The organism is Albidovulum sediminis, assembly GCF_025380365.1.
Taxonomy (GTDB): Bacteria; Pseudomonadota; Alphaproteobacteria; order Rhodobacterales; family Rhodobacteraceae; genus Albidovulum; species Albidovulum sediminis.
The window spans coordinates 285176-299348 of record NZ_JAOCQF010000002.1 but is presented as its reverse complement, the minus strand read 5'-3'; the positions used below and the strand labels follow the sequence as shown (position 1 = coordinate 299348).

15 protein-coding genes are annotated in these 14173 nt (G+C 66.2%); 9 read left to right on the top strand and 6 right to left on the bottom strand.

Translation table 11 applies throughout. The features are described 5' to 3' along the window. Positions 1-46 precede the first annotated feature (46 nt). Complete coding sequence (gene carB / locus N5I32_RS13125; protein WP_261496329.1) at positions 47-3376, top strand: carbamoyl-phosphate synthase large subunit; 3330 nt, start codon at positions 47-49, stop codon at positions 3374-3376. A 70-nt stretch (positions 3377-3446) separates the two neighbouring features. Here carB and N5I32_RS13120 read toward each other — a convergent pair whose 3' ends face one another. Next, complete coding sequence (locus N5I32_RS13120; RefSeq protein WP_261496328.1) at positions 3447-3908, bottom strand: hypothetical protein; 462 nt, start codon at positions 3906-3908, stop codon at positions 3447-3449. A 299-nt stretch (positions 3909-4207) separates the two neighbouring features. On the opposite strand from N5I32_RS13120, the gene N5I32_RS13115 reads away from it, so the two are divergent. Further along, on the top strand, positions 4208-4798 hold the full coding sequence (locus N5I32_RS13115; RefSeq protein ID WP_261496327.1) for a thymidine kinase: 591 nt from the start codon (positions 4208-4210) through the stop codon (positions 4796-4798). Between the two features lie 4 nt (positions 4799-4802). On the opposite strand, the gene N5I32_RS13110 is transcribed toward N5I32_RS13115, so the two are convergent. The 4 genes from N5I32_RS13110 to N5I32_RS13095 form a co-directional block, all read right to left on the bottom strand. Beyond that, entirely contained in the window at positions 4803-5756 is a 954-nt protein-coding gene (locus N5I32_RS13110) for a 2-hydroxyacid dehydrogenase (protein WP_261496326.1), read from the bottom strand. Beyond that, the gene (locus tag N5I32_RS13105; RefSeq protein ID WP_261496325.1) at positions 5757-6092 is read right to left on the bottom strand and encodes a tRNA-binding protein; all 336 of its coding nucleotides are present in this window, start codon (positions 6090-6092) and stop codon (positions 5757-5759) included. Further along, positions 6089-6901, bottom strand: a complete 813-nt coding sequence (proC, locus tag N5I32_RS13100) for a pyrroline-5-carboxylate reductase (protein WP_261496324.1) — start codon at positions 6899-6901, stop codon at positions 6089-6091. Before proC ends, N5I32_RS13105 begins: the two co-directional genes overlap by 4 nt. A gap of 63 nt (positions 6902-6964) precedes the next feature. Further along, a complete protein-coding gene (locus N5I32_RS13095; protein ID WP_261496323.1) occupies positions 6965-7468 on the bottom strand; it encodes a type III secretion system chaperone family protein in 504 nt (167 codons plus the stop codon). 353 nt (positions 7469-7821) lie between these two features. On the opposite strand from N5I32_RS13095, the gene N5I32_RS13090 reads away from it, so the two are divergent. Together N5I32_RS13090 and N5I32_RS13085 are read left to right on the top strand one after the other, a co-directional pair. Next, complete coding sequence (locus N5I32_RS13090; RefSeq protein ID WP_261496322.1) at positions 7822-8520, top strand: S24 family peptidase; 699 nt, start codon at positions 7822-7824, stop codon at positions 8518-8520. A 53-nt stretch (positions 8521-8573) separates the two neighbouring features. Continuing rightward, entirely contained in the window at positions 8574-9068 is a 495-nt protein-coding gene (locus tag N5I32_RS13085; RefSeq protein ID WP_261496321.1) for a hypothetical protein, read from the top strand. 544 nt (positions 9069-9612) lie between these two features. On the opposite strand, the gene N5I32_RS13080 is transcribed toward N5I32_RS13085, so the two are convergent. Next, positions 9613-9879, bottom strand: a complete 267-nt coding sequence (locus N5I32_RS13080) for an accessory factor UbiK family protein (RefSeq protein WP_261496320.1) — start codon at positions 9877-9879, stop codon at positions 9613-9615. A 114-nt stretch (positions 9880-9993) separates the two neighbouring features. On the opposite strand from N5I32_RS13080, the gene lgt reads away from it, so the two are divergent. From lgt to N5I32_RS13055, 5 genes are all read left to right on the top strand, one after another. Continuing rightward, positions 9994-10860 (top strand): prolipoprotein diacylglyceryl transferase, encoded by an 867-nt coding sequence (gene lgt, locus N5I32_RS13075; RefSeq protein WP_261496319.1) that lies wholly within the window; start codon positions 9994-9996, stop codon positions 10858-10860. Next, entirely contained in the window at positions 10857-11930 is a 1074-nt protein-coding gene (locus tag N5I32_RS13070) for a class I SAM-dependent methyltransferase (RefSeq protein WP_261496318.1), read from the top strand. The genes lgt and N5I32_RS13070 overlap by 4 nt, the downstream gene beginning before the upstream one ends. A gap of 2 nt (positions 11931-11932) precedes the next feature. Beyond that, the gene (gene pgeF / locus N5I32_RS13065) at positions 11933-12688 is read left to right on the top strand and encodes a peptidoglycan editing factor PgeF (protein WP_261496686.1); all 756 of its coding nucleotides are present in this window, start codon (positions 11933-11935) and stop codon (positions 12686-12688) included. A 216-nt stretch (positions 12689-12904) separates the two neighbouring features. Beyond that, positions 12905-13027 (top strand): hypothetical protein, encoded by a 123-nt coding sequence (locus N5I32_RS13060; RefSeq protein WP_261496317.1) that lies wholly within the window; start codon positions 12905-12907, stop codon positions 13025-13027. 415 nt (positions 13028-13442) lie between these two features. Beyond that, a complete protein-coding gene (locus N5I32_RS13055; protein ID WP_261496316.1) occupies positions 13443-14132 on the top strand; it encodes a Hint domain-containing protein in 690 nt (229 codons plus the stop codon). The last annotated feature ends 41 nt before the right edge of the window (positions 14133-14173 follow it).

The window sequence follows — 14173 nt, the reverse complement described above, 5'->3', positions numbered from 1 at the left end:
TCTTGACTATAACCCCCGACAATTTGCGCATGAGGGGGCCGGGACGATGCCGAAGAGAACCGATATCAACTCGATCATGATCATCGGCGCGGGCCCCATCATCATCGGCCAGGCCTGCGAGTTCGACTATTCCGGTGCCCAGGCCTGCAAGGCCCTGCGCGAGGAAGGCTACCGGGTGATCCTGGTCAACTCCAACCCCGCGACGATCATGACCGATCCGGGGCTGGCGGACGCCACCTACATCGAGCCGATCACCCCCGAGGTTGTCGCCAAGATCATCGAGAAGGAACGCCCCGACGCGCTTCTGCCGACGATGGGCGGGCAGACGGGCCTGAACACCTCGCTGGCGCTGGCAGACATGGGCGTGTTGGAAAAGTACAACGTCGAACTGATCGGCGCCAATCGCCAGGCCATCGAAATGGCGGAAGATCGCAAGTTGTTCCGCGAGGCGATGGACCGGATCGGGCTTGAAAACCCCAAGGCGACCATCGTTTCGGCGCCCAAGCTTGGTAACGGCAAGTACGACATCACGGCCGGCGTCCGCCAGGCGCTTGACGATCTGGAACACATCGGCCTGCCCGCGATCATCCGCCCCGCCTTCACGCTTGGCGGCACCGGCGGCGGGGTGGCCTACAACCGCGACGACTACGAGGCGATCGTGCGCTCGGGCCTTGATGCCTCGCCGGTCGCGCAGGTGCTGATCGACGAAAGCCTGCTCGGCTGGAAGGAATACGAGATGGAGGTGGTCCGCGACCGCGCGGACAACGCCATCATCGTCTGCTCGATCGAGAACGTCGATCCGATGGGCGTGCACACCGGCGATTCGATCACCGTCGCGCCGGCGCTGACGCTGACCGACAAGGAATACCAGATCATGCGCAACGGCTCGATCGCCGTCCTGCGCGAGATCGGGGTGGAAACCGGCGGATCGAACGTCCAGTGGGCGATCAACCCTAAGGACGGCCGCATGGTCGTCATCGAGATGAACCCGCGCGTGTCGCGATCCTCGGCGCTGGCTTCCAAGGCCACGGGCTTCCCGATCGCCAAGATCGCGGCGAAGCTCGCCGTGGGCTACACGCTCGACGAGCTGGACAACGACATCACCAAGGTGACGCCTGCCAGCTTCGAGCCCACCATCGACTATGTGGTGACCAAGATCCCGCGCTTCGCCTTCGAGAAGTTTCCGGGATCGAAGCCGGAACTGACCACCGCGATGAAATCGGTGGGCGAGGCCATGGCGATCGGCCGCACCATCCACGAAAGCCTGCAAAAAGCGCTGGCCTCGCTCGAAACCGGGCTGACCGGCTTTGATGAGATCGCCATCCCCGGCGCGCCTGAAAAAGCCGCCATCATCAAGGCGCTCGCCCGGCAGACGCCGGACCGGCTGCGCCTGATCGCGCAGGCGATGCGCCACGGGCTTTCGGACGAGGACATCGAAGCCGCCACTGCCTTCGACCCCTGGTTCCTGTCGCGCATCCGCGAGATCGTCGAAACCGAGGCCGAAGTTCGCGAGAACGGCCTGCCCACGACCGCCGCGGGGCTGCGCAAGCTAAAGATGATGGGCTTCACCGATGCGCGCCTTGCCAAGCTCGGCAACCGGGAGGAGCGCGATATTCGCCGCGCCCGCCGCAGCCTTGGCGTGCAGGCGGTCTTCAAGCGCATCGACACCTGCGCCGCGGAGTTCGAGGCGCAGACGCCCTACATGTATTCGACCTACGAAGTGCCCGCGATGGGCGACGTGGAATGCGAGGCGCGGCCGACGGAGGCAAGGAAGGTCGTCATCCTCGGCGGCGGCCCGAACCGCATCGGCCAGGGGATCGAGTTCGACTATTGCTGCTGCCATGCGTGCTTCGCGCTGACCGCGGCAGGCTACGAAACCATCATGATCAACTGCAACCCCGAGACGGTCTCGACCGACTACGACACTTCGGACCGTCTTTATTTCGAGCCGCTGACACTGGAACATGTGCTCGAGATTCTGCGGGTGGAGCAGGAGAACGGCACCCTGCACGGCGTCATCGTCCAGTTCGGCGGCCAGACGCCGCTGAAGCTCGCCAATGCGCTGCATGACGAGGGCATCCCGATCCTCGGCACCACGCCCGACGCCATTGACCTGGCCGAGGACCGGGAGCGGTTCCAGAAACTTCTCCACGACCTCGGGTTGAAGCAACCGGTCAACGGCATCGCCTCATCTGACGAACAGGCCATCCTCATCGCCGAGCGCGTGGGCTTCCCGCTGGTCATTCGCCCGTCCTACGTCCTCGGCGGCCGGGCGATGGAGATCGTCCGCGACATGGACCAGCTGAAACGCTACATCACCACCGCAGTCGATGTGTCCGGCAAGAACCCCGTGCTGCTCGACAGCTACCTTTCGGGCGCGATCGAGGTCGACGTGGACGCGCTGTCAGACGGCACCAACGTGCATGTCGCCGGCATCATGGAACATATCGAGGAGGCGGGCGTGCATTCCGGCGACAGCGCCTGCTGCCTGCCCCCCCATTCGCTGAGCGATGAGACGGTGGCTGAACTGAAGCGCCAGACCGTCGCCATGGCGCTCGCACTCGGGGTCGTCGGGCTGATGAACGTACAGTTCGCGATCAAGGACGGGGTCATCTACGTGCTCGAGGTGAACCCGCGCGCCTCGCGCACCGTGCCCTTCGTGGCCAAGGCGACTGACTCGGCGATCGCCTCCATCGCCGCGCGGCTGATGGCGGGCGAGCCGCTCTCGACCTTCCCCGAGCGCGCGCCCTATCCGCAGGGCGTCGGCCCGGACACGCCGCTGCCCTATGCCGACCCGATGACGCTGGCCGACCCGCGCACGCCGTGGTTCTCGGTCAAGGAGGCGGTGCTGCCTTTCGCCCGCTTCCCCGGCGTCGACACGCTGCTGGGCCCCGAGATGCGCTCCACCGGCGAGGTGATGGGCTGGGACCGCACCTTCCCGCTGGCCTTCCTCAAGGCGCAGATGGGCGCGGGCACGCACCTGCCCGAAGACGGCCGGGTGTTCCTGTCGATCAAGGACATGGACAAGACCGCCGAGATGGCGAAGGCGGCGCGCGGCCTGATCGAGCTTGGGTTCGAGATCGTGGCGACCCGCGGCACCGCGGCCTTCCTGGCCGAACACGGGGTCGCGGCAGAGGTGGTGAACAAGGTCTACGAAGGCCGCCCCAACATCGTCGACCGGATGAAGAACTGTGACATCTCCCTGGTGATGAACACCACCGAGGGCGCCCAGGCCATCTCCGACAGCCGCGATATCCGCGCCGTCGCGCTTTATGACAAGATCCCCTACTTCACCACCGCGGCCGCCAGCATCTCCGCCGTCCAGGCGATGCAGGCGCGGGGCGAAGGCTATGGCGTCAGGACGCTGCAGGGCTAGGGGCCCGGTCGGGCGCGCGAAACATGGCACTGCCCGACGGCGCGGGGGCTGCCCCGCGCGGGGCGGGGTCTCAGCGGATCTCGTCCTCGAGGTGCAGCTTGATGTCGAGAAGCACGCGCTGCATCGCCACGGTTTCAACCAGAAGGCGCTTTGCCTCGTTGATCGAGATGCGCCCGTCCTGGATCGACTGGTTGTATTCCGCCATCAGCATCGCGAAGCGCTGGGACAGCGCCACGACATCGGAATTCACCCCGCCGTTGCGGGTATTGCGCCGATCCTCGTCGTAGCTGAGCGTGACGCCTCGCAGATCGGCAAGGGCCACGGTGACATGCGGGAAGGACGCCGCCGCCTCGATCGAGGCCACGACATCGACCGGCATGAAGCGATCGGCGTGGTCGGGATCGGCCGAATAGTAGCGACCAAGCGTCGCTTTCGATTTGCCGCAAAGTTCGGCCGCGACCTCGATGCCGACGTCCTTGACCAGGGCTTCGGTGTGCTTTTTCAGATAGTTCCCCATCGCCGACGTGTCCATGCGAGCCTTTCCCGTCTCTCCCTTTCCCGCCGGAACGGGGAATTCTGCCAGTCCTTTCCCCTTAATGCGCTCAGGCGCATTTGTCATTTGGAAAGAGTTCCATTGTAGGAACGGGTGCGAGTTACCGGTGCCCCGGCATCGGTTCGGGTGGGATCGGCCCGCCTCCGGTTCGACCGGACGGGCAGATCAGCGGCTGTAACGAGTGCCCGGCTCCCGGCGCACGACCCCTCGGCGCCGGGGCCAGTTTTTTTCCCGCGCCGCCGCTTGCAGGCCCGATCCGGGCAAGGCTATCAGGGCACATGGCCAAGCTCTATTTCCACTACTCCACGATGAACGCCGGCAAGTCGACCTTGCTGCTCCAGGCGTCCTACAACTACCGCGAGCGCGGGATGGCGACCTATCTTCTGACCGCCCGGCTTGACGACCGTGCCGGGGCGGGCCGGATCGGCAGCCGCATCGGCATCGGCGAGGACGCCGACACTTTCGACGCGACGACCGATCTCGGCCAGACCATCCGGGCCCGGCTGGCGCAGGATGCGCTGGCCTGCGTCTTCGTGGACGAGGCGCAGTTCCTGACCCCCGCGCAGGTCTGGCAGCTTGCCCGCGCGGTCGACGACCTCGGCGTGCCGGTCATGTGCTACGGGCTGCGTGTCGACTTCCGGGGAGAGTTGTTTCCAGGATCGGCCGCGCTGCTGGCGCTGGCCGACGAGATGCGCGAGGTGCGCACCATCTGCCACTGCGGCAAGAAGGCGACGATGGTCGTGCGGCGCGGGCCGGACGGCCGCGCGCTCCGCGACGGCGCGCAGGTGCAGATCGGCGGCAACGAAACCTACGTCTCGCTCTGCCGCCGCCACTGGCGGGAAGAGATCGGGGACCTCTCCGCGACCTGACGCCTCAGACCGGGTTCGGCAGCGCCCGGCCCTCGGCAAAGGCGATGGCGTTGTCGAGCGCCATCATCCCCATCGCGGTCCTGACCTCCAGCGCGGCGGTGCCGAGATGGGGCAGCAGCGTGACATTGTCGAGCGCGATCAGCGCCTCGGGCACCTCCGGTTCGCGTTCGTAGACATCCAGCCCCGCGCCGCCGATGCGACGCGACCGAAGCGCTTCGATCAGCGCGGCCTCGTCCACCACGTCGCCCCGCGCGATGTTGACCAGATGCGCGTGGGGGCGCATCGCCGCAAGTGCCTCTGCCCCGATCAGGTGGCGCGTCCCGGCCCCGCCCGGAACCGCGATCACGACGATGTCGGCCGCCGCCATCGCCGCGTGCAGGGTCGGCACCTGGCGTGCGGGAACGCCCGCATCGGCAATGGCGGAGCGGTTGAAGAACACGACCTCCATCCCGAAGCCGTGATGGCAGCGCCGCGCGATGGCCTTGCCGATGCGGCCCATACCGATGATCGCGACCGTCTTGCCGGTGACGTGAAGGCCCAGCATCTGCGTCGGGTGCCAGCCCTCCCACTGCCCCGACCGCACCAGCCTCTCCCCCTCCGCCGCGCGGCGTGCCGACATCAGGATCAGGGTCATGGCGATGTCCGCCGTGGCGTCGGTCACCGCGCCGGGCGTGTTCGTCACCGCCATGCCTGCCGCCGCCGCCGCCCCCACGTCGATGTGGTTGTACCCCACGCCGAAGTTGGCAAGCAGCTTGCAACGCACGTCCTTCGCCGCCGCGAAGGTCTCGGCCCGGAAAAGATCGCCCAGCGTCGGCAGGACGATGTCATACCCTTCCAGAGCGGCCACGCATTCGGCCTGGCTCATCGGGCGCGTTTCGGTCCGGTGGACCATGTCGAAATGCGCGCCCGCGCGATCCAGCACCGGCTGCGGCAGCGGCCGCGAGATGAAGAGTTTCATTCAGAACAGCCTTCCCCCCAGGGGCACCTCATGCCCCGGACCGATCAGGACGACCTCGCCCTCCGCGTCCGGGACACCCAGCACCAGAACCTCCGACCTGACCGGACCGATCTGGCGCGGCGGAAAGTTCACCACCGCCAGCACCTGGCGCCCGACCAGCTCTTCCGGGGTGTAATGCTTCGTGATCTGGGCGGAGGATCTCTTTTCGCCGATTTCCGGGCCGAAATCGACCCAGAGCCTGAAGGCGGGCTTGCGCGCCTCGGGGAAGGGTTCGGCGCGTGTGATGCGGCCCACGCGGATGTCGACCTTCAGGAAGTCGTCGAAGGTGATCGTCATCTGCCCAGTTCCCGCCCGCGCTCGGCAGCCGCGTGGACCGCCTCCCTCAGCAGCGCTGGAAAGCCGCGCCCTTCGTCCATCAGCACCTTCAGCGCCGCGGCGGTCGTCCCGCCGGGCGAGGTCACGTTGATGCGCAACTGTGCGGGGTCATCCTCCGCCGCCTCGGCCAGCGCGCCAGCGCCCGCGACGGTTGCCTTGGCTAGTTGCATGGCCAGCGCAGGCGGCAGCCCTTCGGCCGCCCCCGCCGCAGCCAGCGTCTCGATCAGGTGGAAGACATAGGCCGGGCCGGAGCCCGATACCGCCGTCACCGCGTCCATCTGGTGCTCCCCCTCGATGCGGACGACCTGCCCGACAGCAGACAGCAGCGCCTCGGCCAATGCCATGTGCGCCTCAGTCGCATGATCGTTGCCGGTGATGGCGGTAATGCCCTTCGCGATGGCGGCAGGCGTGTTCGGCATCGCGCGCACGATGGGCGTGGCCACCCCCAGAACCGCCTCGTAGGTTGCGATCGTCGTGCCCGCCGCGACGGTCAGGAACAGCGTCCCGCCCCCGCCCAGCGCGGCCAGCTGCGGCAGGGCCGCGCCCATCATCTGCGGCTTGACCGCAATCAGGACGATGGCGGGGTCTTCGGGCAGCGGGGCATTCAGGTGCACCCCTTGCGTCTTCAGCCAGCCGGACGGGTTGGGATCAAGCACCCAGACCGACGCGGGCGGCAACCCGCCACGAAGCCAGCCCGCCAGCATCGCGGACCCCATCTTGCCACACCCCAGCAGCACCAGGCCCCTCTGGCGCACCGTGTCCATGTTCATCCGGCACCTCCCTTCGTTCGGGCGGAGATTACCCGACCGGGCGGGAAGGAAAACCCGAAAAGCTCAGGCGCGCCCGTAGGCTTCGGCCATCGCCACGTCCATGGCGCGTTCCGGGCTGTCGTCACCCCAGCAGGTCAGCTGGAAAGCGGGATAGAAACGCTCGCAGGCTGCGACCGCGGCCCGGATCAGCCGGTCGATCTGCTCGGGGCTGGCCAGTTGACCGCCCGCTAGGCAGAGGCCATAGCGCCAGACCATCAGGCGCTGTTCGCGCCAGTAGGTGAAGGCGCCGGACCAGACCATGTCGTTGGCACGGTTGAGCGCCTCGTAGAGCGGCGGCAGCTTTTCCTCCGGCGGGTCCATCTCGAAGGTGGCGATCAGCCTCAGCGTCTCGTCGTGACCGGACCAGGCAAGCGTGATCGAGTAGGTGCGCCACTGCCCTTCGACCGCCATCGCGATCTGGTCGTCGGCGACCCGGTCGAAGTCCCATTCGTGGTGCTCCGCCAGAGTCTCGACAATGTCGATGGGGTGCAGGTCGTCCGTGGAAAGGAAGTCTTCGGAAAGCGCCATGCCCGGCCTCTTTGTTGTTAGCCCTTGCCGGCCTTTAACCCACAAAGGCTGGGTACCCCCGCAAGGATCGGCGGTTGCCTGCCACCATCCTTACAAGATATGGTGGTCCCAAAGCCGCACCCTGTAAAGGACTATTTGCATTTGTCCCCAGGAAAGCCGGCGTCCTGTCTGTGGCGCGCCACATAGGTGGAGACGGTCGACAACTTCAGCCCTGAATGCGCTGCGTAGGCTTCCGCCAGATCGACGAGTGTCTTCGTGTCCATTGTCTGCCCGTATCGGCTTTTTCTCCGATTACTTAGCCGGAGTTTTTACCGATAGTCAAGCAGCACGGTTTTCGGTATTTTCTCCGATTCGTGGAACACGCCGAAGAAACACTAAAGCGCCTAGTCGCTCAGCGCCTTAAGGCACTGGATACAAACGCTTTTGCCGTGGAAACGGCGGCCGGCCTGCCAGAGGACACAATCCGCGCCATCCTTCGGGGCCTGAAAAAATCGGGAACGACGCTCAACAAGGCCAAAGCGGTCTGCGATGCGCTGGATATCGAGTTCCACTTAGGCCCTAGGCGTTCACCGGAACCTGTTGGCATTGTCGAGATCGAAGGGTCTGGGTTCGCCCGCATTCCTCTCCACGACGCGTGGCTCTCGGCAGGCCCAGGTGTCGAGAACGGAGACGTGGCCATCATCGACCACCTGGTCTTCCGCCAGGAATGGCTGCGCAAGATCGATGTAAAGCCCGAGGCAGCCGCCATGGCCCGCGTCTCGGGCGACAGCATGGCGCCGGGCATCCAGTCGGGCGACCTGGTGATGATCGACACCACGCGGCGCGAGGTGCCGGTCTACAAGAAGAACAGGCTGCCGACGAGGCTGCCGATCTTCGCCTTCATGCAGGACAGCGAGGCTCGCGTGAAACGTCTGGAGCGCCGGCCGAAAGAAAAGATCCTGGTCCTCTACTCGGACAACAGGGATATGCCGCCGGAGCTCATCGCCGAAAGCGATGCCCATGTCCTGAACATCCTCGGTCAGGTAGTCTGGTCCGGCCATGTGTGGCGGTAGGCACTGCCGCTGTATTGTGGAGTCTGTGATTTGGTGAGGAACGGGATATGGGTTTGAGGCAGTTCGTTTTCATGACCGGCGCACTGACGGTCATCTGTGCAACACCAGCGACGGCGTCGGTTCTGGGAGATCTTGCCGACGAGTGCATGGCGGCGATCGAAGCAGGAGATGACGCGGCATTCAGTGCCGCCGCCGATGCGATCCGGAGCCGTGACGACGTCTTCGATACATCCGCCCGCAAGCGTGCCGAGGCCTGCCTTTCGCAGGGCTTCGGTGAACCGTGGGAGTACTGGTATCCGAGCGAGGACTGGGAGCCATCTTCGGCGATTCAGGCCCGGATGACTTCGACTGCGGAAGCCAAGGCCAAGACGGCCGCGGAGGCTGCCGAAGCAGAGGCCGCCCGCACCAGCAACGCCGCCCAAGTCGCCGAGCTCGTCTATCGCTCCTGCGGCACACTTCTCGCTCGTGACGAGGTCGCGGCGATGACGAACGCGCTCTGCGTCGAGAGCTTCCTGACGAACGGCTTGCCCGGCTCTGCAGCCCCCTGAGCGGTGAAAATCAGTTCCCAGTTCGGGATCGGGTAGGGCACTCGAATCCAACCGCCTTTCCCTTTGTTTATAGCCACTTATGCGCAACTCGGAACTGAGGCGGTGAACTTGGAAGGCCATTTCCATGTTCCGAAGGCGGCATGGGGTCTGTTTTGATCGGCCATCAGCCTATGAAGCGCCATTTTCGGGCGGTTTTACAGTGGTTTAAACGCCCTGCCGCGCGCCACCCACTTCAAGCCCTCCCAGGGCCCGCCAACCCGCCCAGACCCACTTTTCGCCATTCCCTGCTGACATTGCCCTGGCCCAATCGAAACCCGGCCACCCTTCGCTAACCGCTCGTAATCACGCGCCTTTTCGGCTGCCACCACCTAATCCCAGACGTTCCCGCTTACTTGCAGGTTTATGTGTCAACGCTCACTGTCCCGCCCGCCGGTCGCGCGCGGCCTTTCGTCGGGATGAAGGTTTCGGCATCACCGGAGAGGGGCCGAGCGCGACCTGCGTCCGCGCTGGGCGGACCGGCGCATTGAGCTCGGGCGCGGGCCTCTCAGCCCTTCTTCTTCGCCGCGGGCGCGGCGGCGCTTTCCAGCGCGTCGAGGCGGGCCTTCAGCGCCTCGTTCTCCTCGCGCGCCTTCTGCGCCATGGCGCGCACGGCATCGAATTCCTCGCGCGTGACGAAATCGCGGTCGGCAAGCCAGCGGTCCATCAGGCCCTTCATCGCGGTCTCGGCCTCGGTCCGGGCGCCCTGGGCCACGCCCATCGCGTTCGTCATCAGCTTCGACAGATCGTCGAGAAACTTGTTCGGACCCTGCATGTCGGCAACCTTCCCTTCCGGCGCGGATGCGGCCTATATGGCCACGGGCGCGCGAAAGCTCAAGCGCATCCTCGCCGCGGCGCCGGCGGAACAGAAACGAGGTTTGAGGTCACGATGCAGTTCCCCGACATCTCGAACGAGATCTTCTCCGTCACCTTCTTCGGCGTCACGCTGGCGCTGCGCTGGTACGCGCTGGCCTATATCGCGGGGATTCTCGGCGGATGGCGCATTGCGCTCGCCCTGGTCCGGCGCCCGGCGCTCTGGCCCGCCGACCGCGCGCCGGTTGAGCCCGGCAAGCTTGACGATCTGCTGACCGCGCTGATCCTGGGGATCATCCTTGGCGGGCGCCTCGGCTATGTACTGTTCTACCAACCGGGCCATTTCCTTGCCCATCCGGCAGACATCGTGAAGATCTGGGAAGGCGGCATGTCGTTCCACGGCGGCTTTCTCGGCGTGGTCGCCGCCGGGCTTTGGTTTTGCCGCCGCCATGGCGTGCCGATCCTGCAACTGGCGGACCTGATGGCACTGGTTGCGCCATTGGGGCTGTTCCTTGGCCGGATCGCGAACTTCGTCAACGCCGAACTGTGGGGCCGCCCGACCGATCTGCCCTGGGGCGTGATCTTCCCCGGTGACGCCGCGCAGGATTGCCCCGGAATCGCGCCGGGTCTTTGCGCGCGCCACCCGAGCCAGTTGTACGAGGCGGGGCTGGAGGGGCTAGTGCTGGGCCTTGTCCTTGTCATGCTCCTGCGGCGCGGGGCGCTGAAGACCCCCGGCCGCATCACCGGCACCTTCCTTGCGGGCTATGGGCTCGCCCGCTTTGCGGTCGAGTTCGTGCGCCAGGCCGATCAGCAGTTCATCACGCCCGACAATCCGTTGGGCCACATCCTGCACTGGGGCGGCTACGGTCTTTCGATGGGACAACTCCTGTCGTTGCCGATGATCGCCTTCGGTCTCTTCCTGATCGCAAGGGCACGTCGGTGACACCGCTGGCGCGGATACTTTCTGCCCGGATTGCGGAGGAGGGGCCGATCAGCCTGGCCGACTACATGGCCGAGTGCCTTCTGCATCCGCGCCACGGCTACTATGCCACGCGCGACCCTCTGGGCGCGGCGGGCGATTTCACCACCGCGCCCGAGATCAGCCAGATGTTCGGGGAAATGTTGGGGCTGTGCCTAGCACAGGCCTGGCTCGATCAGGGCAAGCCCGCGCCTTACGTCCTGGCCGAGGCCGGCCCCGGACGCGGCACACTGATGGCCGACATCCTGCGCGCCATCCGCGCGGTTCCGGGCATGTCCGAGGCCGCACAGGTCCATCTGGTCGAGGCTTCGCCCACCTTGCGCGCCTGCCAGCACGAGAAGCTGGGCGATGCCGTCACCTGGCACGACACTGTCGCCACCCTGCCGGACGCACCGCTTTTTCTGGTCGCGAACGAGTTCCTTGACGCGCTGCCGATCCGCCAGTTCGTCCGCCACGGCGCCGGCTGGCGCGAACGTCAGGTGGGGCTGAAGGACGGGGCCCTTGCCTTCGGCCTTGGCCCCGAGATCGCGCGGCCCATGCTGTCGCACCGCCTGCCGGACACGGCCGAGGGCGACATCGTCGAGATCTGCCCTGCGGCCACGGCCATCGCCGGCGCCATCGCCGAACGGATCGCGCGGCGGGGCGGGGTGGCGCTTTTTGTCGACTACGGCGGATGGCGTTCGCGTGGCGATACCTTTCAGGCGGTGCGTCGGCATCGTCCTGTCGATCCCCTGGACGCGCCCGGCGAAGCCGACCTGACCGCGCATGTCGATTTCGAGGCGCTGGCGCTGGCGGCTAAGGCGGCGGGCTCGGCGGTCACGGCGATGACCCCGCAGGGCGTGTTCCTCGAACGGCTGGGCATCACCGCCCGCGCCCGAACACTCGCCCGTGGGATGACAGATGCTGCCCTTGCGTCACATGTCGCCGCCCATCGCCGCTTGACCCATCCCGAAGAAATGGGTCAGGTGTTCAAGATCATTGCCTGCCACCCGATCGGCCGCCCAGCCCCGCCCGGATTGGACCCCGCCACGTGAACCTGACGCTCGAAATCCTGACGCATGACGACCTCGCGCCGTTCCGGCACGGATTCTTCACCCGCAGGGGTGGCGCGTCCTCGGGCATCTTCGCGGGCCTGAACTGCGGGCAGGGATCATCCGACCAGAGCGAGGCGGTCGCGGTGAACCGCACGCGCGCCGCCGAGGCGCTGGGGCTGGGCGTGCAGGACCTGATCGGCGTCCACCAGATCCATTCCGCCGATGTCGTCACGGTAACGGCACCGCTTGACCGGCCCATGCGCGCCGACGCGCTCGTCACCCGGACGCCGGGGCTGGCGCTGACCGTGCTGACGGCCGACTGCCAGCCGGTGCTCTTCGCCGATGCCGAGGCAGGCGTGATCGGTGCGGCCCATGCGGGCTGGCGCGGCGCGCTTTCCGGCGTGCTGGAGGCGACAGTCGCGGCGATGGAGGATCTGGGTGCCCGGCGCGACCGCATCGCCGCCGTCATCGGCCCGACGATCAGCCAGCGCGCCTATGAGGTCGGCCCGGAGTTTCTGGACGCGTTCCTTGCCGAGGATGACCGCAATGACCGGTTCTTCGCGAACGGAGAGGGCGACCGGTATCTGTTCGACCTGCCGGGGTTCGGCCTTCACCGGCTGCGCGAGGCAGGCGTCGGTCGCGCCGAGTGGACGCGCCATTGCACCTATTCCGACGCCGCGCGGTTCTATTCCTATCGCCGCTCGGTCCATCTGCACGAGGCGGACTATGGCCGCCTGATCTCGGCCATCCGGCTCTAGGCACCACAAGACGGCCCTGAAGAGGCGACAATCCGCGCGCGCGCATCTCAGAGACTGCGGAAAATTCACTGACAGCAAGCGCGAACACCCGCAGACCCGTCTGTGGCAGGCGACAGATATTTTCGCTTTCGTTGACAAAGACCTGCCGCATTGATCTTCCAGACTGTTCCCCGGATGGGCGCTGCGGCGCGAAAGCCGGCACAAGGAGGCCGACAGATGAAGATCGAACACCGCTGGATGGCGCGCATGTTGGTTGAGGCCGAAAGCTGCGGACTGCTGCTTCCCTGGAACCGGAACGCACGCAGGGACCCGCGCCGGCACAGGGCCGACCGCGACTGACCCCGAATCCATGCCCATACATGGTGCCCGCGTGGCCCGTCGCGGCCGCTTCATCGAACGATTCGCCCGCAAACCCAAGGCAGACGGAGGCAGCTTTGTGGCAACAATGTGGCAGTGTTCCCGGAGTCGATGCCAGTCCTTCGCAACGGTCGGTATTGGGGGGATCTCACCTTCAGATTCATCACGATTCTTTGACAAACCCCCTTCGAACCCTCACATTTTTCCTTGTAGTCAGTCTGCTGTTTCCGGGTGTGGGTGTGTGCAGATGTGACCAGACCGAAAGGCTGATCGCATGTCGTTCTCGTATCGTTCCGCGGCGGTTTCCGCGGCTTCTACCGGCCTTGTGCCGGCTCAAACGAAGTCTTCTCCCTCCATCGGCTATCAGCGCCCCGGGATTCGTCCCCAACGGGCGCCTGTGCGTACCCGCCGGTACGAGATCGCTTGGCTCAGCGCGTCGGGCGACGTCGAGACATCGACGCGCATCGCCCCTGCGATCGCCCAGTTCGAGGAGGCATTTTCAGCCTTCGCGCGCGGCACCGTGCTGCACACCGAAGATGGCCCGGTGGCGGTCGAAGACCTGATGCCGGGCACCCGCGTGCAGACGGCAGAGGGCCGGATGGAGCGGGTCATGTGGGTCGGGTCGATGACGATCTTCCCGCCGAACACGGTCAACGGGATCGAACCGGCGCTGATGACGCGGATCACAGCCGATGCCTTCGGCCTTGGCCGGCCCAATCCCGATCTGGTTCTGGGCCCCCGCGCCCGTATCCTTCTGCGCGACGACCGTTTCCACTCCGCCACCGGGATCGCCGCCGCCTACGCGCCGGCGTCGGCCTTCGTCGATGGCGTCTCGATCGTCGAGGTGACGCCGATCGCGCCAATCCCGGTCTACCACCTTGTGCTGGAGCGTCACGGCTCGATCCGTGCCGCGGGGCTCGAGGTCGAAAGCTACCACCCCGGCATCGGCAACGTCGAATCCGCCGATCCGCAGATGGCGGCCCTGTTCCTCGCGCTGTTCCCGCATGCGAAGAGCTTTGCCGATTTCGGCCCGGTCGCCCATCCGCGCCTGTCCTCGGCCGAGATGGAGCGCGTGCTTTACGGCTGAGCGGAACTTTGCAGCGGCGACTCCAGGCGCCGCCGGACGTG

Excerpts from the sequence above, each read along its gene's own strand:
- carB (WP_261496329.1), top strand. The coding sequence starts at position 47 with ATGCCGAAGAGAACCGATATCAACTCGATCATGATCATCGGCGCGGGC.
- N5I32_RS13120 (WP_261496328.1), bottom strand. The coding sequence starts at position 3,908 with ATGGACACGTCGGCGATGGGGAACTATCTGAAAAAGCACACCGAAGCC.
- N5I32_RS13115 (WP_261496327.1), top strand. The coding sequence starts at position 4,208 with ATGGCCAAGCTCTATTTCCACTACTCCACGATGAACGCCGGCAAGTCG.
- N5I32_RS13110 (WP_261496326.1), bottom strand. The coding sequence starts at position 5,756 with ATGAAACTCTTCATCTCGCGGCCGCTGCCGCAGCCGGTGCTGGATCGC.
- N5I32_RS13105 (WP_261496325.1), bottom strand. The coding sequence starts at position 6,092 with ATGACGATCACCTTCGACGACTTCCTGAAGGTCGACATCCGCGTGGGC.
- proC (WP_261496324.1), bottom strand. The coding sequence starts at position 6,901 with ATGAACATGGACACGGTGCGCCAGAGGGGCCTGGTGCTGCTGGGGTGT.
- N5I32_RS13095 (WP_261496323.1), bottom strand. The coding sequence starts at position 7,468 with ATGGCGCTTTCCGAAGACTTCCTTTCCACGGACGACCTGCACCCCATC.
- N5I32_RS13080 (WP_261496320.1), bottom strand. The coding sequence starts at position 9,879 with ATGCAGGGTCCGAACAAGTTTCTCGACGATCTGTCGAAGCTGATGACG.
- lgt (WP_261496319.1), top strand. The coding sequence starts at position 9,994 with ATGCAGTTCCCCGACATCTCGAACGAGATCTTCTCCGTCACCTTCTTC.
- N5I32_RS13060 (WP_261496317.1), top strand. The coding sequence starts at position 12,905 with ATGAAGATCGAACACCGCTGGATGGCGCGCATGTTGGTTGAGGCCGAA.